The 20,581-nt window shown below is 71.7% G+C and carries 20 protein-coding genes; 13 read left to right on the top strand and 7 right to left on the bottom strand.

Features of this window, described 5'->3' with window-relative positions; genetic code table 11:
• Positions 1 to 40 precede the first annotated feature (40 nt).
• Positions 41 to 1,366 carry a DUF2252 domain-containing protein gene (locus tag ACFY2L_RS01670; protein ID WP_390821239.1) on the bottom strand — a complete coding sequence of 442 codons (1,326 nt, stop codon included), beginning with the start codon at positions 1,364 to 1,366 and terminating at the stop codon, positions 41 to 43.
• A gap of 203 nt (positions 1,367 to 1,569) precedes the next feature.
• Here ACFY2L_RS01670 and dnaE point away from each other — a divergent pair, with 203 nt between their 5' ends.
• Positions 1,570 to 5,109, top strand: a complete 3,540-nt coding sequence (dnaE, locus tag ACFY2L_RS01665) for a DNA polymerase III subunit alpha (protein WP_390655865.1) — start codon at positions 1,570 to 1,572, stop codon at positions 5,107 to 5,109.
• 91 nt (positions 5,110 to 5,200) lie between these two features.
• Here the strand turns inward: dnaE and ACFY2L_RS01660 are convergent, their stop codons facing one another.
• The gene (locus ACFY2L_RS01660) at positions 5,201 to 5,365 is read right to left on the bottom strand and encodes a hypothetical protein (RefSeq protein ID WP_390655866.1); all 165 of its coding nucleotides are present in this window, start codon (positions 5,363 to 5,365) and stop codon (positions 5,201 to 5,203) included.
• A gap of 224 nt (positions 5,366 to 5,589) precedes the next feature.
• On the opposite strand from ACFY2L_RS01660, the gene ACFY2L_RS01655 reads away from it, so the two are divergent.
• From ACFY2L_RS01655 to ACFY2L_RS01640, 4 genes are all read left to right on the top strand, one after another.
• Positions 5,590 to 6,810 carry an NYN domain-containing protein gene (locus tag ACFY2L_RS01655; protein WP_390655867.1) on the top strand — a complete coding sequence of 407 codons (1,221 nt, stop codon included), beginning with the start codon at positions 5,590 to 5,592 and terminating at the stop codon, positions 6,808 to 6,810.
• Between the two features lie 118 nt (positions 6,811 to 6,928).
• Positions 6,929 to 7,903, top strand: a complete 975-nt coding sequence (locus tag ACFY2L_RS01650; RefSeq protein WP_390821689.1) for an ABC transporter ATP-binding protein — start codon at positions 6,929 to 6,931, stop codon at positions 7,901 to 7,903.
• An 88-nt stretch (positions 7,904 to 7,991) separates the two neighbouring features.
• Positions 7,992 to 8,813, top strand: a complete 822-nt coding sequence (locus ACFY2L_RS01645; RefSeq protein WP_390821238.1) for an ABC transporter permease — start codon at positions 7,992 to 7,994, stop codon at positions 8,811 to 8,813.
• Between the two features lie 34 nt (positions 8,814 to 8,847).
• Positions 8,848 to 9,537: a hypothetical protein gene (locus tag ACFY2L_RS01640; RefSeq protein WP_390655869.1), complete on the top strand. Its 690-nt coding sequence runs from the start codon at positions 8,848 to 8,850 to the stop codon at positions 9,535 to 9,537.
• A 475-nt stretch (positions 9,538 to 10,012) separates the two neighbouring features.
• Here ACFY2L_RS01640 and ybaK read toward each other — a convergent pair whose 3' ends face one another.
• From ybaK to ACFY2L_RS01620, 4 genes are all read right to left on the bottom strand, one after another.
• Complete coding sequence (ybaK, locus tag ACFY2L_RS01635; RefSeq protein ID WP_390655870.1) at positions 10,013 to 10,516, bottom strand: Cys-tRNA(Pro) deacylase; 504 nt, start codon at positions 10,514 to 10,516, stop codon at positions 10,013 to 10,015.
• 28 nt (positions 10,517 to 10,544) lie between these two features.
• Positions 10,545 to 11,285 carry an LON peptidase substrate-binding domain-containing protein gene (locus tag ACFY2L_RS01630; protein WP_390655871.1) on the bottom strand — a complete coding sequence of 247 codons (741 nt, stop codon included), beginning with the start codon at positions 11,283 to 11,285 and terminating at the stop codon, positions 10,545 to 10,547.
• 11 nt (positions 11,286 to 11,296) lie between these two features.
• The gene (locus tag ACFY2L_RS01625; protein ID WP_390655872.1) at positions 11,297 to 12,343 is read right to left on the bottom strand and encodes a hypothetical protein; all 1,047 of its coding nucleotides are present in this window, start codon (positions 12,341 to 12,343) and stop codon (positions 11,297 to 11,299) included.
• Between the two features lie 166 nt (positions 12,344 to 12,509).
• Positions 12,510 to 14,087 carry an oxidoreductase gene (locus tag ACFY2L_RS01620; RefSeq protein ID WP_390656198.1) on the bottom strand — a complete coding sequence of 526 codons (1,578 nt, stop codon included), beginning with the start codon at positions 14,085 to 14,087 and terminating at the stop codon, positions 12,510 to 12,512.
• A gap of 178 nt (positions 14,088 to 14,265) precedes the next feature.
• On the opposite strand from ACFY2L_RS01620, the gene hisD reads away from it, so the two are divergent.
• Genes hisD through hisF form a run of 8 tightly spaced genes read left to right on the top strand, consistent with a single transcriptional unit; the run spans position 14,266 to position 19,972 of the window.
• Positions 14,266 to 15,591 carry a histidinol dehydrogenase gene (gene hisD / locus ACFY2L_RS01615; protein WP_390655873.1) on the top strand — a complete coding sequence of 442 codons (1,326 nt, stop codon included), beginning with the start codon at positions 14,266 to 14,268 and terminating at the stop codon, positions 15,589 to 15,591.
• The gene (locus ACFY2L_RS01610) at positions 15,588 to 16,697 is read left to right on the top strand and encodes a histidinol-phosphate transaminase (RefSeq protein WP_390655874.1); all 1,110 of its coding nucleotides are present in this window, start codon (positions 15,588 to 15,590) and stop codon (positions 16,695 to 16,697) included. The genes hisD and ACFY2L_RS01610 overlap by 4 nt, the downstream gene beginning before the upstream one ends.
• Positions 16,694 to 17,287: an imidazoleglycerol-phosphate dehydratase HisB gene (gene hisB / locus ACFY2L_RS01605; RefSeq protein WP_133910108.1), complete on the top strand. Its 594-nt coding sequence runs from the start codon at positions 16,694 to 16,696 to the stop codon at positions 17,285 to 17,287. Before ACFY2L_RS01610 ends, hisB begins: the two co-directional genes overlap by 4 nt.
• Positions 17,288 to 17,291: 4 nt before the next feature.
• Positions 17,292 to 17,456 (top strand): hypothetical protein, encoded by a 165-nt coding sequence (locus ACFY2L_RS01600; protein WP_390655875.1) that lies wholly within the window; start codon positions 17,292 to 17,294, stop codon positions 17,454 to 17,456.
• On the top strand, positions 17,453 to 18,097 hold the full coding sequence (gene hisH, locus ACFY2L_RS01595; protein WP_390655876.1) for an imidazole glycerol phosphate synthase subunit HisH: 645 nt from the start codon (positions 17,453 to 17,455) through the stop codon (positions 18,095 to 18,097). The genes ACFY2L_RS01600 and hisH overlap by 4 nt, the downstream gene beginning before the upstream one ends.
• A complete protein-coding gene (priA, locus tag ACFY2L_RS01590; protein WP_390655877.1) occupies positions 18,094 to 18,819 on the top strand; it encodes a bifunctional 1-(5-phosphoribosyl)-5-((5-phosphoribosylamino)methylideneamino)imidazole-4-carboxamide isomerase/phosphoribosylanthranilate isomerase PriA in 726 nt (241 codons plus the stop codon). Before hisH ends, priA begins: the two co-directional genes overlap by 4 nt.
• Positions 18,816 to 19,220, top strand: a complete 405-nt coding sequence (locus ACFY2L_RS01585; protein ID WP_390655878.1) for a RidA family protein — start codon at positions 18,816 to 18,818, stop codon at positions 19,218 to 19,220. Before priA ends, ACFY2L_RS01585 begins: the two co-directional genes overlap by 4 nt.
• Positions 19,217 to 19,972, top strand: a complete 756-nt coding sequence (hisF, locus tag ACFY2L_RS01580) for an imidazole glycerol phosphate synthase subunit HisF (protein WP_390655879.1) — start codon at positions 19,217 to 19,219, stop codon at positions 19,970 to 19,972. Before ACFY2L_RS01585 ends, hisF begins: the two co-directional genes overlap by 4 nt.
• Before the next feature lie 190 nt (positions 19,973 to 20,162).
• Here hisF and ACFY2L_RS01575 read toward each other — a convergent pair whose 3' ends face one another.
• Positions 20,163 to 20,561: a VOC family protein gene (locus ACFY2L_RS01575; RefSeq protein ID WP_390655880.1), complete on the bottom strand. Its 399-nt coding sequence runs from the start codon at positions 20,559 to 20,561 to the stop codon at positions 20,163 to 20,165.
• Positions 20,562 to 20,581 lie beyond the last annotated feature (20 nt).

Here is a 20,581-nt window from a genome sequence, read left to right as displayed (position 1 = left end):
AAGGGGCCCTGTGAGACGGCGGACCGTTAGCGAGCTGTTGTCACAGACCGGGGATCCGGCCGTTGCGGAACAGGTCGACGAAGATCTGGTGGTCCGCACGCGCGCGTGCGCCGTAGCTGTGCGCGAAGTCCACCAGGAGGGGGGAGAAGCCCGCCTCGTCGGCCGCGATCGCCGCGTCGATGGCCCGCTCGGTGGAGAACGGCACCAGCGACTCGCCGGAGGTGTCGTCCGCCGCCGCGTGCATCGTCGCCGTGGCGCGGCCCAGGTCGGCGACGACGCCCGCGATCTCCTCCGGGTCGTCGATGTCGCCCCAGTCCAGGTCCACGGCGTACGGCGAGACCTCGGCGACCAGCTGGCCCGCGCCGTCCAGCTCGGTCCAGCCCAGCCACGGGTCGGCGTGCTGCTGGAGGGCGCGCTGCGAGATCACCGTGCGGTGGCCCTCGTGCTGGAAGTAGCCGCGGATCGCCGGGTCGGTGATGTGACGGGAGACGGCCGGGGTCTGGGCCTGCTTGATGTAGATCACGACATCGTTCTCCAGGGCGTCGGTGTGGCCCTCCAGGAGGATGTTGTACGAGGGCAGCCCGGCCGAGCCGATGCCGATGCCGCGGCGGCCGACGACGTCCTTGACGCGGTAGGAGTCGGGGCGGGACAGGGACGCCTCCGGCAGGGTCTCCAGATAGCCGTCGAAGGCCGCGAGCACCTTGTAGCGGGTGGCCGCGTCCAGCTCGATGGAGCCGCCGCCCGGCGCGAAGCGGCGCTCGAAGTCGCGGATCTCCGTCATGGAGTCCAGGAGGCCGAAGCGGGTCAGCGAGCGGGCGTCGCGCAGCGCGTCCAGCAGCGGGCCCTGAGCGGTGTCCAGGGTGAACGGCGGAACCTCGTCGTTCTTGGCGCCGGAGGCCAGCGCGCGGATGCGCTCGCGGTACGCGCCCGCGTACACCTGCACCAGCTCGGTGATCTGGTCGTCGCTGAGCGCCTTCGCGTAGCCGATGAGGGCGATCGAGGCGGAGAGGCGCTTGAGGTCCCAGGTGAAGGGGCCGACGTACGCCTCGTCGAAGTCGTTGACGTTGAAGATCAGCCGGCCGGTGGCGTCCATGTACGTGCCGAAGTTCTCCGCGTGCAGGTCGCCGTGGATCCACACGCGCGAGGTGCGCTCGTCGAGGAACGGGCCGCCCAGCTTCTCCCCGTCCAGGTCGTGGTAGAAGAGCGCCGCCGTGCCCCGGTAGAAGGCGAACGCCGAGGCCGCCATCTTGCGGAACTTCACACGGAACGCGGCCGGGTCGGCGGCCAGGAGCTCGCCGAACGCGGTGTCGAAGACGGCGAGGATCTCCTCGCCGCGGTGCTCGTCGTTGAGCTGCTGAACCGACATCGCGGGTGCCTCCTGGTGCATGACGTGTACGACAGCGTTTCTGTCGTCTCCAACGGGCGGAGCCGCGCGGAAGTGCCCGCGGACCCCGGTGTGAAGGTACGCGGGGAAGCGGTCCGAGTGTCAGTGGCGAGGCATAGACTTCGACGCTGACCCCCGGACTGTCCCCCAGCCCGTCGTCGAGTGTTTCCCTTGGAGGCCACGCCGTGTCAAAGCCGCCGTTCACGCACCTGCACGTCCACACCCAGTACTCGCTGCTGGACGGTGCCGCGCGGCTGAAGGACATGTTCAACGCGTGCAACGAGATGGGCATGACCCACATCGCCATGTCCGACCACGGCAACCTCCACGGGGCGTACGACTTCTACCACTCCGCGAAGAAGGCCGGAATCACCCCGATCATCGGGATCGAGGCGTATGTCGCCCCCGAGTCGCGGCGCAACAAGCGCAAGATCCAGTGGGGCCAGCCGCACCAGAAGCGCGACGACGTCTCCGGTTCCGGCGGCTACACCCACAAGACGATCTGGGCGGCGAACGCGACCGGCCTGCACAACCTCTTCCGGCTCTCCTCGGACGCGTACGCCGAGGGCTGGCTGCAGAAGTGGCCCCGCATGGACAAGGAGACCATCGCCAAGTGGTCCGAGGGGCTCATCGCCTCCACCGGCTGCCCCTCCGGCGAGCTCCAGACCCGGCTGCGCCTCGGCCAGTACGACGAGGCCCTGAAGGCGGCCGCCGACTACCAGGACATCTTCGGCAAGGACCGCTACTTCCTGGAGCTGATGGACCACGGCATCGACATCGAGCACCGGGTCCGCGACGGTCTGCTGGAGATCGGCAAGAAGCTCGGCATCCCGCCGCTGGTGACGAACGACTCGCACTACACGTACGCGCACGAGGCGACCGCCCACGACGCCCTGCTGTGCATCCAGACCGGCAAGAACCTCTCCGACCCGGACCGCTTCAAGTTCGACGGGACCGGCTACTACCTGAAGTCCACGGAGGAGATGTACGCCATCGACTCCTCGGACGCCTGGCAGGAGGGCTGCGCCAACACGCTCCTGGTGGCCGAGCAGGTCGACACCACCGGGATGTTCGAGAAGCGCGACCTCATGCCCAAGTTCGACATCCCGGAGGGCTACACCGAGGTCAGCTGGTTCCGCGAGGAGACCATGCGCGGCATGCACCGCCGCTTCCCCGACGGCATCCCGGACGACCGTATGAAGCAGGTCGAGTACGAGATGGACACCATCATCTCGATGGGCTTCCCGGGCTACTTCCTCGTCGTCGCCGACTTCATCATGTGGGCCAAGAAGCAGGGCATCGCGGTCGGCCCCGGCCGAGGCTCCGCGGCCGGTTCGATCGTCGCGTACGCCCTCGGCATCACCGACCTCGACCCCATCCCGCACGGTCTGATCTTCGAGCGGTTCCTCAACCCCGAGCGCATCTCGATGCCCGATGTCGACATCGACTTCGACGAGCGTCGGCGCGTCGAGGTGATCCGGTACGTGACCGAGAAGTACGGCGCCGACAAGGTCGCCATGATCGGCACGTACGGCACCATCAAGGCCAAGAACGCGATCAAGGACTCCGCGCGCGTGCTGGGCTACCCGTACGCGATGGGCGACCGCATCACCAAGGCCATGCCCGCCGACGTCCTCGGCAAGGGCATCCCGCTCTCCGGCATCACCGACCCCGCCCACCCCCGCTACTCGGAGGCGGGCGAGGTCCGCTCGATGTACGAGAACGAGCCGGACGTGAAGAAGGTCATCGACACCGCGCGCGGGGTGGAGGGCCTGGTCCGGCAGATGGGTGTGCACGCCGCCGGCGTGATCATGTCCAGCGAGACCATCACCGAGCACGTCCCGGTCTGGGTGAGGCACACCGACGGCGTGACCATCACCCAGTGGGACTACCCGAGCTGTGAGTCGCTCGGCCTGCTGAAGATGGACTTCCTGGGCCTGCGCAACCTCACGATCATGGACGACGCCGTCAAGATGGTGAAGGCCAACAAGGGGATCGACATCGACCTCCTGGCCCTCCCGCTGGACGACCCGACGACCTTCGAACTGCTCCAGCGCGGCGACACCCTCGGCGTGTTCCAGTTCGACGGCGGCCCCATGCGCTCGCTGCTGCGGCTGATGAAGCCCGACAACTTCGAAGACATCTCCGCCGTGTCGGCCCTGTACCGCCCGGGCCCGATGGGCATGAACTCGCACACGAACTACGCCCTCCGCAAGAACGGCCAGCAGGAGATCACCCCGATCCACCCCGAGCTGGAGGCACCGCTCAAGGAGGTCCTGGACGTCACCTACGGCCTGATCGTCTACCAGGAGCAGGTGCAGAAGGCCGCCCAGATCATCGCCGGCTACTCGCTCGGCGAGGCCGACATCCTCCGCCGCGTGATGGGCAAGAAGAAGCCCGACGAGCTGGCGAAGAACTTCACCATCTTCCAGTCCGGCGCCCAGAAGAACGGCTACAGCGACGAGGCCATCCAGGCGCTGTGGGACGTGCTGGTCCCGTTCGCCGGGTACGCCTTCAACAAGGCCCACTCGGCCGCGTACGGACTGGTCTCGTACTGGACCGCGTACCTGAAGGCGAACTACCCCGCCGAGTACATGGCCGCGCTGCTGACGTCCGTCAAGGACGACAAGGACAAGTCGGCGATCTACCTCAACGAGTGCCGTCGCATGGGCATCCGGGTGCTCCCGCCGAACGTGAACGAGTCCGAGGCCAACTTCGCCGCCCAGGGCGACGACGTGATCCTCTTCGGCCTGTCCGCCGTCCGCAACGTCGGCACCAACGTCGTCGAGTCGATCATCAAGTGCCGCAAGGCCAAGGGGAAGTACGCCTCCTTCCCCGACTACCTCGACAAGGTCGAGGCCGTGGTCTGCAACAAGCGGACGACGGAGTCCCTGATCAAGGCCGGCGCCTTCGACTCCATGGGCCACACCCGCAAGGGCCTCACCGCGCAGTTCGAGCCGATGATCGACAACGTGGTGGCGGTCAAGCGCAAGGAGGCCGAGGGGCAGTTCGACCTCTTCGGCGGGATGGGCGAGGAGCAGACGAGCGAGCCCGGCTTCGGACTCGACGTGGTCTTCACGGACGAGGAGTGGGAGAAGACCTATCTGCTCGCCCAGGAGCGGGAGATGCTCGGCCTGTACGTCTCCGACCACCCGCTCTTCGGTCTGGAGCACGTGCTGTCCGACAAGGCGGACGCGGGCATCGCCCAGCTCACCGGGGGCGAGCACGCCGACGGCGCGGTGGTGACCATCGGCGGCATCATCTCGGGTCTGCAGCGCAAGATGACCAAACAGGGCAACGCCTGGGCGATCGCCACCGTGGAGGACCTCGCCGGCTCCATCGAGTGCATGTTCTTCCCGGCGACCTACCAGCTGGTGTCCACCCAACTCGTCGAGGACGCCGTGGTCTTCGTCAAGGGCCGCCTCGACAAGCGCGAGGACGTGCCCCGTCTGGTCGCGATGGAGCTGATGGTCCCCGACCTGTCCACCGCGGGCGCCAACGCGCCGGTGGTCCTCACCATCCCGGCCACCCGGGTCACCCCGCCGATGGTCAGCCGGCTCAACGAGATCCTCACCCACCACAAGGGTGACAGCGAGGTCCGGATCAAGCTCCAGGGGCCGACCAGGACGACCGTACTGCGCCTGGACCGGCACCGGGTCAAGCCCGATCCGGCCCTCTTCGGCGACCTCAAGGTGCTGCTCGGCCCGTCCTGCCTGGCGGGCTGACGAGGACCCGCGGTGGTCCACGCGAGGGGCGCGTCCGGAACCGGACGCGCCCCTCGGTGTGCCTGGGCTGCAACAGCCCGCCGCGCGGATGTCAGTTGTGACCGAAGCGCTTCTGCCGGCCCTTGCGGGCGACGTCCGCGGGAGTCACCCCCGCGATCTGTTGCTCGCCCTGCTCCTGCATCGAGGAGTGCTGCGCCTGCTGCGGACCACGCTCGGACTGCGGCTGCTTACGATCCTGCTTCTTGTTCTTGGCCATGGTGATCTGCCTCCTGTGGGGGATCTAGGGGCCAGGGCCGCGACCAGATTCACATAGGCTGACTTACGACGCATTTCGGATAATTACCGTCCGTGACAGGGATTCTCGGAGCGGATCGCCCCGAAACGCCACGCCGAAGATCGAGTTCGGGCCGTTAACCCCCGCACGGTCGGGCAGACTCGAAGGAAGCCCGAAGCAAACCTCCAGGGAAGAGGGTGAGTCGCGTGGACCGCTGCATCGTCCTGGTGGACGCCGGGTATCTGCTGGGGGCCGCCGCCAGCCTCCTCGCCGGAGAACCCTCGCGATCCCGGATCACCGTCGACCACCCCGCCCTCGTCCAGGGCCTGCGCGAACAGGCCGAGTCCGACACCGAACGCCCGCTGCTGCGCATCTACTGGTTCGACGGCGCCCCCGACCGTGTCCCCCAGCCCGAGCACCGCAGGCTGCGGGTCATGCCCCGGGTCACCGTCCGGCTGGGCGCCCTGACCCGCAGCGACGGGCGGTGGGCCCAGAAGGGCGTCGACGCCGCGATGCACGCCGAACTGACCGAGCTGGCCCGCAACCGCGCCTGCTCCGACGTCGTGCTGGTCACCGGCGACGGCGATCTGCTGCCCGGCATGATGGCCGCCAAGGAGCACGGCGTCGCCGTCCACCTGTGGGCCGTCCAGGCCGCCGACGGCGACTACAACCAGTCCGAGGACCTGGTCGCGGAGGCCGACGAGCGGCGCGTCCTGGACCGTACGTGGATCACCAAGGCCGTACGCGCCAAGGAACTCGGCGGGGTGTGCGCGCCGCCGCCCGCGCCCCGGCCCGAGATCGCCGCGATCCTCTCCGCGCCGCTGCCCGACGCCGGCCTCGCCCCCGCCGCCGAGCGCCCCTCCGAGGAGCCCGAGCACGCCACCGCGGCCTCCGACGACCGGGGCGGCACGCAGGAGCGCGTCCCCGCGCCCAAAGGCGTCCCCACCCCCAAGGACCTCGCGGCCCTGCGCGCGCCCGGCACCCATCCGGTCCAGCACCCCGCCACCGCGACCCTGCGCTGGTCCTCCGACCGGGGCTGGGTCGACCGGCCCGGTGTCGTCGCCGAGCCGCCCGAGGCCACCTCCATGCCGACGCTGGCGCAGCTGACCACGGCGGAGCAGCGGTGGGCGGACCGCGAGGAGGACATCACCACCGTCGGCGGCGATCCGTACGAGGTGGGGCAGGTCTTCGCCCGCCGGTGGATGGGACGCCTCGGCGACCAGAGCCATCTGCAGAAACTGTCCGGCATGTACCCGCGGATCCCGCACCGCATCGACGGCGAGCTGCTCCGGTACGCGGCCCGCTTCGGACTGCTCGCGCACAAGGACGACCAGATCGACGAGCACGACCGCTACGCCATCCGGGCGGGCTTCTGGCGCGAGGTCGACGTCCGGACCGCCGCCGAGCACGCGCCCGCGGGGGACTGACGGGGACCGAACCGGGCACTCGGGGCGCCCCCGACGGCGACCGGGCCGCCCCGACCCCGTACCCTCGTCCCTTGTGAGTACGCGCGCGGCATCGGCCATCCGGCACGAGGACCAGGTCGTGTGCGCCGTGCGCGGACTGACCAAGACCTATCCGGCGGTACGGGGCCGGCGCGGCACCCCTGCGACCCCCGAGGTACGGGCCACCGACGCCGTGGAACTGGACATCCGGCGCGGTGAGATCTTCGGGCTGCTCGGCCCGAACGGGGCCGGCAAGTCCACCCTCGTACGGCAGCTCACCGGGCTGATGCGGCCCGACGCGGGCAGTGTGGAGATCCTCGGACACGACATCGTGCGCCACCCCGAGCGGGCCGCGCGCATCCTCGCCTACCTCGGCCAGGAGTCCACCGCCCTCGACGAGCTCACCGTCTCCCTGGCCGCCGAGACCACCGGACGGCTGCGCGGCCTCGACGTACGCCGGGCCCGGCAGGAACGGGACGCCGTCCTCGACGAGCTGGGGCTCACCCCGATCGCCGGGCGGCCGCTGCGCAAGCTGTCCGGCGGACAGCGGAGGCTGGCGTGCTTCGCGTCCGCCCTGGTGGGGGAACGGCCGTTGCTGGTGCTGGACGAGCCGACCACCGGGATGGACCCCGTCGCGCGGCGGGCGGTGTGGAGCGCCGTCGACCGGCGCAGGGCCGAACGGGGCACGACCGTGCTCCTGGTCACCCACAACGTCATCGAGGCCGAGACCGTGCTCGACCGGGTCGCGGTCCTCGACAAGGGCCGGGTCATCGCCTGCGACACGCCCGCCGGACTCAAGGAGCAGGTCGCCGGCGAGGTGCGGGTCGAGCTGGTGTGGCGGGAGCGGGCGCCGCTGGACGTGCCCGAGGTCGCCGCGCTGCGGGAGCGGGCCGTGGAGTCCGGGCGCCGCTGGACGCTGCGGCTGGCCCCCGACGAGGCCCGCGCGATCGTCGCCACCGTCACCGGCGGGGCCGCCTTCGCCGCCCTGGACGACTTCACCCTCGCCACGCCCAGCCTGGAGGACGTGTACCTGGCGCTGGGCGGGGCCGCGCGGCAGGGGCTGGTGAGGGCGTGAGCGCGAGGAGGCCCGGGGCCGTATCAGACGGTGCCCGCGTGTCCGTATGGGACGCTGTGAGAGCCGTAGGGAAGAGGAGCAGCGCCACGTGAGTGTCGTACCCGCCGAGGTTCTGCCGGGCAGCACCCGGGCCGTCACCGAGACCGTCCGGGGCGCCGCGGAGCTGGCGCCCCGTGCGCGGCTGTGGCCGTCGCTCGTGGCCGTGTACCGGGCGCAGCTGTCCCGGGCGCGGGTGGCGCGGATCCCGCTGCTGTTCGTGGCGACCTTCCAGTCGGTCGGCATCCTGATCATGATGCGGGGCGTCGTGGACGGCGGCAGCGAGGCGGAGTCGGTCGTGGCCGGCTCGGCGGTGCTCGTCGTCGCGTTCGTCGCGCTCAATCTGCTGGCGCAGTACTTCGGGCAGCTGCGGGCGAGCGGCGGCCTCGACCACTACGCGACGCTGCCGGTGCCGCCCGCCGCCGTGGTGCTGGGGGCGGCGGGGGCCTATGCCTCCTTCACCGTGCCCGGAACGCTGGTGACGGCGGTGTTCGGGTGTGTGCTGTTCGGGCTGCCGCTGACGCATCTGTGGGTGCTCGCGGCCGTCATCCCGCTGGCGGGCGCCGCGCTCTCCGGGCTGGGCGCGGCCTTCGGGCTGCTCGCGCCGCGGCCGGAGCTGGCCACCGTGCTCGGGCAGCTCGGGATGTCGGCCGCGCTGCTGCTGGGGGTGCTGCCGCCGGACCGGATGCCGGAGGTGGTGCGGTTCGCGCGGGATCTGCTGCCCTCGACCTACGGGGTCGAGGCGTTCGCGCGGACGTTCGGACCGGATCCCGACTGGGCGTTCGTGCTCGGGGACCTCGCCGTGTGCGCCGGTGTGGGCGTCGTTTCGCTGGCCGCCGCCACCTGGGCCTATCGCCGGGCCGCCGTCCAGTGACGCGCCGCACAGGCGCGCCTGGCACGATGTCAGGGTGACCGCACCGCTGACTCCGCCTCCGCCGCCGCACGAACCGTCTCCGCAGGGCGCCTGGCCGCCCTCGCCGGGCGGGTACGCGGGGGTGGCGGCCGCCGCGCCGCACGACGCCGCGTACGGACAGGACGGGCCTGGCATGAAGACCGAGTTGCGGGAAGCCGCCGTGGTCACGGTGGTCGTGACGCTGGCCGGGGCGCTGCTCGGGTTGCTGTGGAAGTGGCTCGCGCCGTCGGTGCCGCTGGTCGGTGACGTGGTGAGCGGGCAGTGGGTCGTCTACCTCAAGGACACCGAGGGGGAGCAGGCGATCGGGGTGGACGGGACGTTCACCCTGCTGGCGCTGGCGTTCGGGGCCGTGAGCGCGGGGGCGGTGTTCGCCTGGCGGCGGCGCGGCGGTGTGCCGCTGGTGGTGGCGCTGATGGTCGGCGGGCTGCTGGGGTCGGTGCTGGGGTGGCGGCTCGGGGTGTGGCTCGGGCCCGGCTCGGACGTGATCGCGCAGGCCAGGGCCGCGGGCAAGGGGGTGACCTTCTCGGCGCCGCTGAAGCTCGGGGCCAAGGGGGCGTTGCTGGCCTGGTCGCTGGCCGCGCTGCTGGTCCATCTGGGGCTCACGGCGCTGTTCGGCCCCCGGGACCCCGAGCACGCGCCGCAGGGGCCGGTGCCCAAGGATTCCTTCGGGGCGCCGTTCGCCTGAGGTGTGGCGGGAGTTCGGTCCGGTGGCGGCGGGGGCCCCGGGCATGCGCCGCAGGGGCCGGTGCCCAGGGATTCCTTCGGGGCGCCGTTCGCCTGAGGTGTGGTGGGAGTTCGGTCCGGTGGCGGCGGGGGCCCCGGGCATGCGCCGCAGGGGCCGGTGCCCAAGGATTCCTACGGGGCGCCGTTCGCCCAGGGCGTGTTGCGGGAGTTCCGTCCGCCCGGCGACGCCTGGCACGCACGCTCGCCGCGTTGCGGGGGTCGTCCCGACGCACCCGCGGGCGACCCTCCGCCGTGCCGTCGTACCCGCCGGACGCCGTCGGCCCCGCTCTTCGGGCGGACGACGCCCCCTTCGCGACACGCTGGCGGCGGGCGCCGCCCGCCCCGCTTGGACAGGGTCTCGTCTTCGCCCGCCCGGTGTGACGTGTGACGGGTGCGCCGGCGGGCGTCCGCGGTGTGCCGCGGGCCGCCCGGCGGACTCAGCCCCGGCCGATCGGGGCCAGGACCGCCTCGGTCAGTTCGGCCAGGGCGGTGGGGGAGAGCTCCACCTCCAGGCCCCGGCGGCCCGCCGAGACGCAGATCGTGGCGTGGGCCGTGGCCGAGTCGTCGAGGACCGTGGGGAGTTTCCTGCGCTGGCCGAGGGGGGAGATGCCGCCGCGGACGTAGCCCGTGGTGCGCTCGGCCAGGGTGGGGTCGGCCATGGCCGCTCGCTTGCCGCCCACCGCCGAGGCGAGGGCCTTGAGGTCCAGGGTGCCCGCGACCGGGACGACGGCCACGGTGAGGGTGCCGTCCACGTCCGCGACCAGGGTCTTGAAGACCCGGTCGGGCGAGACGCCCATCGCCTCGGCGGCCTCCTCGCCGTAGGAGGGGTGGCTCGGGTCGTGGTCGTAGGAGTGGACCGTGAAGTCCACGCCGGCCGAGGCCAGGGCCACCGTGGCGGGGGTGCCGCCGGACTGCTGCTGCTTCTTCGGCTTCTTCGCCATGCTTCGTGGGCGCCTTCAGGTCGGGACGTCAGTTGAGACTCGTCGGCCCGTGCGTCAGCTCCGACGCGGGCAGCGAGGGCAGGCTGCGGATGATCGCGGTCTCCGAGCGCAGGAGCTTCAGCTCGTCCCGGAGACGGGAGGCCGTGTCGGGGGCCTGCAGGAGGCGCTGCTTGGCCGGGGTGTCCAGCATCATCGCCGCCGCCACCAGGTACGAGACCACGGACGGGTCGTCGGGCAGGTCCGCGCCCGTCGCCAGGGAGCGTTCCCGGGCGCCCGCGAGGCGCTTCTGGTACTGGCGGAAGGCCCGCAGGACGCCCTCCGCCAGCGCTCCCGCCCCGTCGCCCGGCTCTTCCGGGAGTTCCTCCAGCTCCGCCGTGAGGAAGGGGCCCGAGGCGTCCACGGAGAGGAGGCGCACCCGGGTCGTTCCGGTGGCCAGGACCTCGAAGGTCCCGTCCGCGCGTTCGCGGATCGTGGCCGCGTCGGCGACGCAGCCGGTGCCGTGGAACGCCTTGAGGGGGTCCTCGCCGAAGCCGGCCGCCGGGCCGCGCTCGGGCAGCGCCGTCTGGTCGGGCAGGCCCGGGGCGCTGGGCGCGACCTCGTGGCCGTCGCGGATGGAGACGACGGCGAAACGGCGCGGTTCGTCCTCGGGGGTCTTGAGCAGATCGCGCATCATGGCGCGATAGCGCTCCTCGAAGACGTTCAGCGGAAGCACGAGCCCCGGGAACAGCACCGTGTTCAGGGGGAAGAGCGGCAGACGGACGGTGGTCACGGCGCAGAAGCCTAGTGGTCGTCCGGGTGCGCTCGGTCGCCGTGACCATTCCGTGGATGCCCCGGGCCCGTCACGGGCCTCCCCGCGCGCACGTCCTCGCGCACCGCGAGGAAGTGACCGAGCGGGTCGTCGGACAGCCGGTCCCAGGGGAAGGACGTGGCGTACGGGCCGATCAGGCGCAGCTGGACGAGGGCGTCGTCGCGCCGGCCGAGGCGGACGAGGACGTACGTCAGCAGGTTGCGGATCTCGGCCGGCCAGGGGTCCAGGGACGGGAAGCGCGCGGAGAGGGCGATGGCACGGTCGGCCGCCGCGTCCAGCCGTTCGCGCGGGACGTCCGGGCCGCAGCCGTCGGTGAGGTAGGCGAAGGCCGCCCGGACGGGGAGAGCCTGGACCAGTGAGCCCGCAGGGGCGTCCTGTGCCGCCCGGTCGGCGAAGTCGAAGCACTCGCGGTGCGAGCCGTGCCAGGACTCGGCGAGGTAGCGCTTGGCGGCCACATGGCAGCCGTAGTGGTGCGGAGCGCGGCGCACGGCTGCCGTCCACAGCTCGCCGAAGTACTTGTGCCCGGCCCGGGTGCCGCGCGCGTGGTCCAGGGCGATGCGCCACGGCACGGGGTCACGGTGGTCGGCCTGCGCGGCCGCGGTGATCAGCGGGCTCACCTCGCGCAGCAGTTCCGCCCGGGCCGGTGAGCGCCAGGCGCGTTCCACCGCGAGCTGGGCGGAGAGCAGCAGCACGTCCGGGTCGCGCGGAGCGGCCGCGCGCCACTCCTCGAACCACTCGTCGCGCGAGCGGGCGAAGGAGGCGAGCCGGGTCACGTACCGGTCGCGGTACTCCCACTCGGCCCGCTCCCGGGTGCGGGACAGCAGTTCGGCCGCCGGGGCGTGGGCACCCCGGCCCGCCGCGACCAGCGCGGGGCCGAGCCGGTCGTCGGGCACGTCGAGAAGCACCTCGTCGTCGGCGGGGAGCCCGGCGCCGGGGTGGTGGGGGGCGGCGGTCCGGGCCGACCGGGAGATCCGGGAGGCACGGATGAAGGGGGGCAGCAGAGCCATCGTGCGGCCCATTGAAAAGGCGCAGGTCGGGTTGCGCCAGAGGGAGCGGGCAACCTCGGGAAAGTTGTACGCCGCCAGGTCAAGGAAACGTAAAAAGGTGAGACCTGTTCACTCTGTCGCAGCAGCCGCGCCGACCCCGGCCGCAGCAGCCGCGCCGACCCCGGCCGCAGCAGTGGCGTCACCCCCGCCGCAGCAGCCGCGTCGCCCCCGCCGCCACCGTCGTCGCCAGGATCCAGCCGAGCAGGATCAGCGCCGTCGACAGCCACTGCCAGCCGCCGGTGAGCTGCCACTGGCCGACCTGGCCCAGGTCGATCACCGGCAGCAGCAGGTCGAGGGTGAACAGGGCCGGGTTCCAGGGCGGGTGCCCGTCGCGGTCCACGGGGGGATGCGGGGCGTTCGCGAAGGCCAGGGAGCTCGCCGCCCACAGCACCGCCATCCACACCGCCGCCCGGCCGGGCCGGTACCCGTAGGCGACCGTCAGGTCCTGCACATAGCCCCAGAGCTTCGCGGCGGGCGGCAGCGTCTCCCGGCGGCGGCGCTGCTTGGCGAGCAGCACCTCGCGGGCGTCCTCGTCCTCGCCGCCCGCCCGCAGTACCGTCGCCAGCCGCTCGTACGGCTCCGGGGCGTACTCCGCGGTCGCGGCGGCCACCCACTCCAGCCGCGCGGCCAGCGGGAACGGGCCCTGCGGCACCAGATTCTCGTACGCGAAACCGCCCATGTGCAGATTGCCGGGGCCCGGCCAGGCGCTCGCCCGGTCCACCAGGTTGATCACCCGGGCGCCGGACAGCACCACCTTCCCGCGCTGCGGCCGCTCCCCGAGGAACCGCAGCTCGGGCGTCTGGACCCGGCGCAGCGACAGTTCCTGCTCCTCCGTGAAGGAGAAGCGCGCCTGCTCCAGGTCCACGGCGTCCCCGAACCGTCCGTCGTCCAGGCGCACCCCGCCCCGGCACTCGAACCGCTGGACCCGCGTCCCGCGCGCGGGCGTCGTCCCGCTCAGCGCCTGGCCGCCCACCCCGGCGGGCGTCAGGTACAGGGAGCGCTCCACGGTCAGCTGGGGCGCGTTGAGCGCGAACCGGGTGTACGGGTTGGTCAGCCGGGCCCCGCGCAGGCTCAGCGACACGCCGATCTGGGCGCTGCGCAGCCTCAGCTCGCCGTGCGACTCCAGCAGCTCCGCCTGGAGGTCCTGGCCGACGCTCAGTCCGTCGGCGGAGACCGAGCGGCCGGTGCGGTCGCGGTAGACGATCGCCTGGTTGAGCAGCAGGTCCGTGCCGATCTGCGCGTCGGTGAGCCGGACGCCGTTGTGGAAGCGGCAGCGGGGGAGATGCAGATCGCCCTCGGTGTGCAGCCGGGCCGCCTCCAGCCGCGGCACCGAGCAGTCCACCATCCGGAGGGTCGCGAACCGCGCCTCCGGCAGCAGGACGTCCCGCTCGAACCGGCAGCGCCGAAGCTCCACGTACGGCACCACGGTGCCGCCCGCCAGGTCCAGGCTGCCGTTGATCTGCACGCCGACCAGCTTGAGGGAGGACACCCGGCCGGCCAGCGCGGGCGGCCCGTCGAGGAGGAGCCAGGCGACGATCCGGGCCCGCACGGTCCGCGCCGCGCCCCACGGATGACCGCCGTGCGGGTCGTCGACTACCGAGTCCCCGCTGCTCAGGTCGTACACGGTGCCGTTGCGGAAGGCCTGCCACATGCCGGCCTCGGCGGCGGTCAGGTCGTCGGGGATGTCCCCCGTGCCGATTCCGTCCCCTTCGGTCACCATCTGCCCGCCCCCTTTCCCCGTTTCCCTCGCTCACCGGCTCCACCGAGCCGTTGATGCCCCTGTGTGACCCTACGGAAGCAAGACGTGAAGGTGATCTTCCGGGTTCCGGCCACGTTCTGTATCAGCCACTGATACGCGCGGACGGTGCCGGATGCCGGTCTGAGAGAATTGGGCTGTGATCTCTCGAATCGATCTGCGCGGCGACGCCCTTCCCGAGGGCCCCGCCCTGCGTGACCTGCTGCCCCGAGCCGACTTCGACGTTCAGGCCGCCCTGGAGAAGGTGCGTCCGATCTGCGAGGCCGTGCATCATCGGGGCGACGCGGCGCTGATCGACTTCGCCGAGAAGTTCGACGGAGTACGGCTGGAATCCGTCCGCGTCCCCGCGCAGGCCCTCGCCGACGCCCTGGAGCGGCTCGACCCGGCCGTGCGCGCGGCCCTGGAGGAGTCCATCCGGCGGGCCCGTCTCGTCCACCGCGAGCAGCGGCGTACGACGCACACGACCCAGGTCGTGCCGGGCGGCTCGGTGACCGAGAAGTGGGTGCCGGTCGAACGGGTCGGGCTGTACGCGCCGGGCGGCCGGTCGGTCTACCCGTCCTCCGTGGTCATGAACGTCGTCCCGGCCCAGGAGGCCGGCGTCGAGTCCGTCGCCCTCGCCTCGCCCGCGCAGGCCGAGTTCGACGGCCTGCCGCACCCGACGATCCTCGCCGCGTGCGCCCTGCTCGGCGTCGACGAGGTGTACGCGGCGGGCGGCGCCACCGCCGTCGCGATGTTCGCGTACGGCACCGAGTCCTGCGCCCCCGCCAACATGGTCACCGGCCCCGGCAACATCTGGGTCGCCGCCGCCAAGCGCTACTTCACCGGCAAGATCGGCATCGACGCCGAGGCCGGCCCGACCGAGATCGCGGTCCTCGCCGACAGCACGGCCGACCCGGTGCACGTCGCCTCCGACCTGATCAGCCAGGCCGAGCACGACCCGCTGGCCGCCGCCGTCCTGGTCACCGACTCCGTCGAACTCGCCGACGCGGTCGAGAAGGAGCTGGAACCGCAGATCGCCGCCACGAAGCACATCCACGACCGGATCGTCCCGGCCCTCGAGGGCCGGCAGTCCGCGATCGTGCTCGTCGACGGCATCGAGGAGGGCCTGCGGGTGGTCGACGCCTACGGCGCGGAGCACCTGGAGATCCAGACGGCCGACGCCGCCGCGGTGGCCGACCGGGTGAAGAACGCGGGCGCGATCTTCATCGGCCCCTGGGCGCCGGTCTCGCTCGGCGACTACGCGGCCGGGTCCAACCACGTGCTGCCCACCGGCGGCTGCGCCTGCCACTCCTCGGGCCTGTCCGTCCAGTCCTTCCTGCGCGGCATCCACATCGTCGACTACACGAAGGACGCGCTGGCCGAGGTCGCGCACCACGTGGTGACGCTGGCGGAGGCGGAGGACCTGCCCGCGCACGGCGCGGCGATCAAGGCAAGGTTCGGGTGGAAGGTACCGACGAGCAAGTGAACCCCGGAATCGACGATCTTCCCGTACGGGACGAGCTGCGCGGCAAGTCCCCTTACGGCGCTCCCCAGTTGGACGTCCCCGTACGGCTGAACACCAACGAGAACCCCTACCCGCTGCCCGAGGCCCTGGTCGAGCGGATCGCGGAGCGGGTGCGCGAGGCGGCCCGCGACCTCAACCGCTACCCGGACCGGGACGCCGTGGAGCTGCGCACCCGGCTGGCCGCGTACCTGACCGACACCTGCGGGTACGAGGTCGGCCCGGCCAACGTGTGGGCCGCCAACGGCTCCAACGAGGTCATCCAGCAGCTGCTGCAGACCTTCGGCGGCCCGGGGCGTACGGCGATCGGCTTCGAGCCGTCGTACTCGATGCACGGACTCATCGCGCGCGGCACGGGCACCGGATGGATCTCCGGCCCGCGCAACGAGGACTTCACCATCGACGTGGCGGCGGCCGAGAAGGCCATCGCCGCGCACCGACCGGACGTCGTCTTCATCACCACCCCCAACAACCCCACCGGCACCGCCGTGCCCGCCGAGACGGTCCTCGCGCTGTACGAGGCCGCGCAGGCCGCCAAGCCGTCGATGGTGGTGATCGACGAGGCCTACGTCGAGTTCAGCCACGGCGACTCGCTGCTGCCGCTGCTCGAAGGGCGGCCGCATCTCGTCGTCTCGCGGACGATGTCGAAGGCCTTCGGCGCCGCCGGACTGCGCCTCGGCTACCTCGCCGCGCACCCGGCCGTGGTGGACGCCGTACAGCTGGTCCGGCTGCCGTACCACCTCTCGGCTGTCACCCAGGCGACCGCGCTGGCCGCCCTGGAGCACACCGGCACGCTGCTGAAGTACGTCGAGCAGCTGAAGTCGGAGCGCGACCGGCTCGTGACCGAACTGCTCGCGATCGGCTACGAGGTCACGGCGTCCGACGCCAACTTCGTGCAGTTCGGCCGGTTCGCCGACGCCCACGAGGTCTGGCAGCAGATCCTCGACCGGGGCGTCCTGGTCCGGGACAACGGCGTGCCGGGCTGGCTGCGGGTGACCGCCGGAACCCCGGAAGAGAACGACGCGTTCCTCGACGCGGTCCGTGAGTTGAAGAAGGAGCAGAGCGCATGAGCCGCGTAGGACGTATAGAGCGGACGACGAAGGAGACCTCGGTCCTCGTCGAGATCAACCTCGACGGCACCGGCAAGGTCGACGTGTCGACCGGTGTCGGCTTCTACGACCACATGCTCGACCAGCTCGGCCGGCACGGTCTGTTCGACCTGACCGTGAAGACCGACGGCGATCTGCACATCGACTCGCACCACACCATCGAGGACACCGCCCTCGCCCTCGGCGCCGCCTTCAAGCAGGCCCTCGGCGACAAGGTGGGCATCTACCGCTTCGGCAACTGCACGGTGCCGCTGGACGAGTCCCTCGCCCAGGTCACCGTCGACCTGTCCGGCCGCCCCTACCTCGTGCACACCGAGCCCGAGAACATGGCGCCGATGATCGGCGAGTACGACACGACGATGACCCGGCACATCCTGGAGTCCTTCGTCGCCCAGGCCCAGATCGCGCTGCACGTGCACGTGCCCTACGGGCGTAACGCGCACCACATCGTGGAGTGCCAGTTCAAGGCGCTGGCCCGGGCCCTGCGCTATGCCTCCGAGCGCGACCCGCGCGCGGCCGGCATCCTCCCCTCCACGAAGGGTGCGCTGTAACACCATGAACGGTCTGTCGACCCTTCTGATCGTCGTCGGTCTCTTCCTGGCCGGCGGCATCTACTCCTTCGTCAAGCAGGACATGCCCCGGAGCCTGGTCGTGCTGCTGTCGATCGGCGCCGGCATGTGCCTCGTCGCGGGTGTCATGAGGCTGGAGGTGTGGAGTTGAGCGCGGTGAGCAAGAAGGTCGTCGTCTTCGACTACGGCTTCGGCAACGTCCGTTCCGCCGAGCGTGCCCTCGCGCGCGCCGGGGCCGACGTCGAGATCACGCGTGACTTCGACCGGGCCATGAACGCCGACGGGCTGCTGGTCCCGGGCGTCGGCGCGTTCGCCGCCTGCATGCAGGGCCTGCGGGAGGCGCGCGGCGACTGGATCATCGACCGCCGGCTCTCCGGCGGCCGTCCCGTGATGGGCATCTGCGTCGGCATGCAGATCCTGTTCGCGCGCGGCATCGAGCACGGCGTCGAGACCGAGGGCCTCGACGAGTGGCCCGGCGCGGTCGAGCCGCTCCAGGCCGAGATCGTGCCCCACATGGGCTGGAACACCGTGGACGCCCCCGCCGACTCCGAGCTGTTCGCCGGCCTGGACGCGGACGCCCGCTTCTACTTCGTGCACTCCTACGCGGTCCACGACTGGTCCCTGGAGACGTACAACCAGGCCATGCACGCGCCGAGGGTGACCTGGTCGACGCACGGCAAGCCGTTCGTGGCCGCCGTGGAGAACGGCGCCCTGTGGGCCACGCAGTTCCACCCCGAGAAGTCCGGCGACGCCGGAGCCCAGCTCCTCACCAACTGGATCGGAACCCTGTGAGCAAGCTCGAACTCCTCCCCGCCGTCGACGTCCGCGACGGCCAGGCCGTCCGCCTCGTGCACGGCGAGTCCGGCACGGAGACCTCGTACGGCTCCCCGCTCGAGGCCGCCCTCGCCTGGCAGCGGTCGGGCGCCGAGTGGCTGCACCTGGTGGATCTGGACGCCGCCTTCGGCACCGGCGACAACCGGGAGCTGGTCCGTGAGGTCACGCAGGCGATGGACATCAAGGTGGAGCTGTCCGGCGGCATCCGCGACGACGCCACCCTCGCGGCCGCCCTCGCCACCGGTTGCACCCGCGTCAACCTCGGCACCGCCGCGCTGGAGACCCCGGAGTGGGTCGCCGGGGTCATCGCCGAGCACGGCGACAAGATCGCCGTCGGCCTGGACGTACGGGGCACCACCCTGCGCGGCCGGGGCTGGACCCGCGACGGAGGCGACCTCTACGAGACGCTGGAGCGGCTCGACAAGGAGGGCTGCGCCCGGTACGTCGTCACCGACATCGCCAAGGACGGCACCCTGCAGGGGCCCAACCTGGAGCTGCTGAAGAACGTGTGCGCGGCGACGGACCGCCCGGTGGTGGCGTCCGGTGGCGTGTCCTCCCTGGACGACCTGCGGGCCCTCGCCGGGCTGGTGCCCCTCGGTGTCGAGGGCGCCATCGTCGGGAAGGCGCTGTACGCGAAGGCGTTCACCCTGGAAGAGGCCCTGGAGGCTGTGTCGTCATGACGTCCGAAGCCGTGCGGCGGGTGCAGAGCGGAAGTCCCTGGGAAGAGAGTTTCGGTTTCGCACGGGCCGTCATGGCGGGAGACCGTGTGCTGGTGGCGGGCACCACGTCCTTCAAGGGCAGCGTGCTCTACGGGGAGGGCGACCCCTACGAGCAGGCCAAGGTGGCCTTCACCAGCGCGGTCGAGGCGCTCGGCGCGTTCGGACTCGGCGTGGAGTCCGTGATCCGTACCCGGATGTACCTGACGCATCAGCGGGACGTCGACGACGCGGGCCGGGCCCACAAGGAGTTCTTCGACGCGGTGCGTCCGGTGTCCACCCTGCTGGTGGTGGAGGGTTTCGTCGACCCGCGCATCCTGGTCGAAGTGGAACTAGAGGCATTCAGAGGAGCCGTGAACTCATGACCCTGGCGGTCCGAGTCATCCCCTGCCTGGACGTGGACAACGGCCGGGTCGTCAAGGGCGTCAACTTCCAGAACCTGCGCGACGCGGGCGACCCGGTCGAGATGGCCAAGGTGTACGACGCCGAGGGCGCCGACGAGCTGACGTTCCTGGACATCACCGCCTCGTCGGGCAACCGCGAGACCACCTACGACGTGGTGCGCCGCACCGCCGAGCAGGTGTTCATCCCGCTGACCGTCGGCGGCGGGGTGCGTACCCCCGAGGACGTGGACAAGCTGCTGCGGGCGGGCGCCGACAAGGTGGGCGTCAACACGGCGGCCATCGCCCGCCCGGAGCTGATCAAGGAGATCGCCGAGCGGTTCGGCAGCCAGGTGCTGGTGCTGTCGGTGGACGCGCGGCGCACCGGGTCGGGGTCCTTCGAGGTGACGACGCACGGCGGCCGCAAGGGCACCGGCATCGACGCGATCGAGTGGGCGCACCGGGCGGCCGAGCTGGGCGCCGGCGAGATCCTGCTGAACTCGATGGACGCCGACGGCACCAAGGACGGCTACGACCTGGAGATGATCGCCGCCGTCCGCAAGCACGTGACGGTCCCCGTCATCGCCTCCGGCGGCGCCGGAAAGCTCGCCGACTTCCCGCCGGCCGTCGAGGCGGGCGCGGACGCGGTGCTGGCCGCGTCGGTGTTCCACTTCGGCGACCTGCGCATCGGCGAAGTGAAGCAGGCCCTGCGCGAGGCAGGCCACCCGGTGCGCTGACCCCGCGCCGCCTTCTGAGCCCCGGCTGCCCGACGGCGGCCGGGGTCGAAGCCGGGAGGGGCCGGGCGGGTCGCCGGCCGGTCGTTCCTTGCGGGTGCGCTTGGCGTCGGTGCCCTCGCGTACATGCCGAGTGCCGCCGCCTCGGTCGGAGCCTGGGGCACCGGCCCGGTCTTCGTGGTCAGCGCGAGGCTCACTCCTTCGGCTGAGCGAGTTGCACCAGGTTGCCCACCGTGTCGTCGAGCACGGCCGTCACGACCGGGCCCTGCTCCTGCGGGGGCTGGGTGAAGCGGACGCCGAGGGCGCGCAGCCGCTCGTACTCCGCCTCGATGTCGTCGACGGAGAAGACGATGCACGGCAGCCCCGCCTCCTTCACCGCCGTGCGGTAGGGCTCGGCGATGGGGCCCTGTCCCGGCTCCAGCAGCAGCTGGAGGTCCGGCTGGGCGCCCTCGCGCGCGCCGACCGTGACGAACAGGGTGCCGCCGCCCAGGTCCATGTGGAGACGGGTCTCGAAGCCCAGCACCTCCGTGTAGAACGTGTGGGCCTCGGCGACGTCGTCGACGTACACGCTGGTCATGGCGACCTTGATCACGGCGGCGCCTCCCGGTCGGC

The organism is Streptomyces sp. NPDC001381 (genome assembly GCF_042895685.1).
Lineage (GTDB): Bacteria > Actinomycetota > Actinomycetes > Streptomycetales > Streptomycetaceae > Streptomyces.
This window is presented reverse-complemented; position numbering and strand designations above follow the sequence as displayed.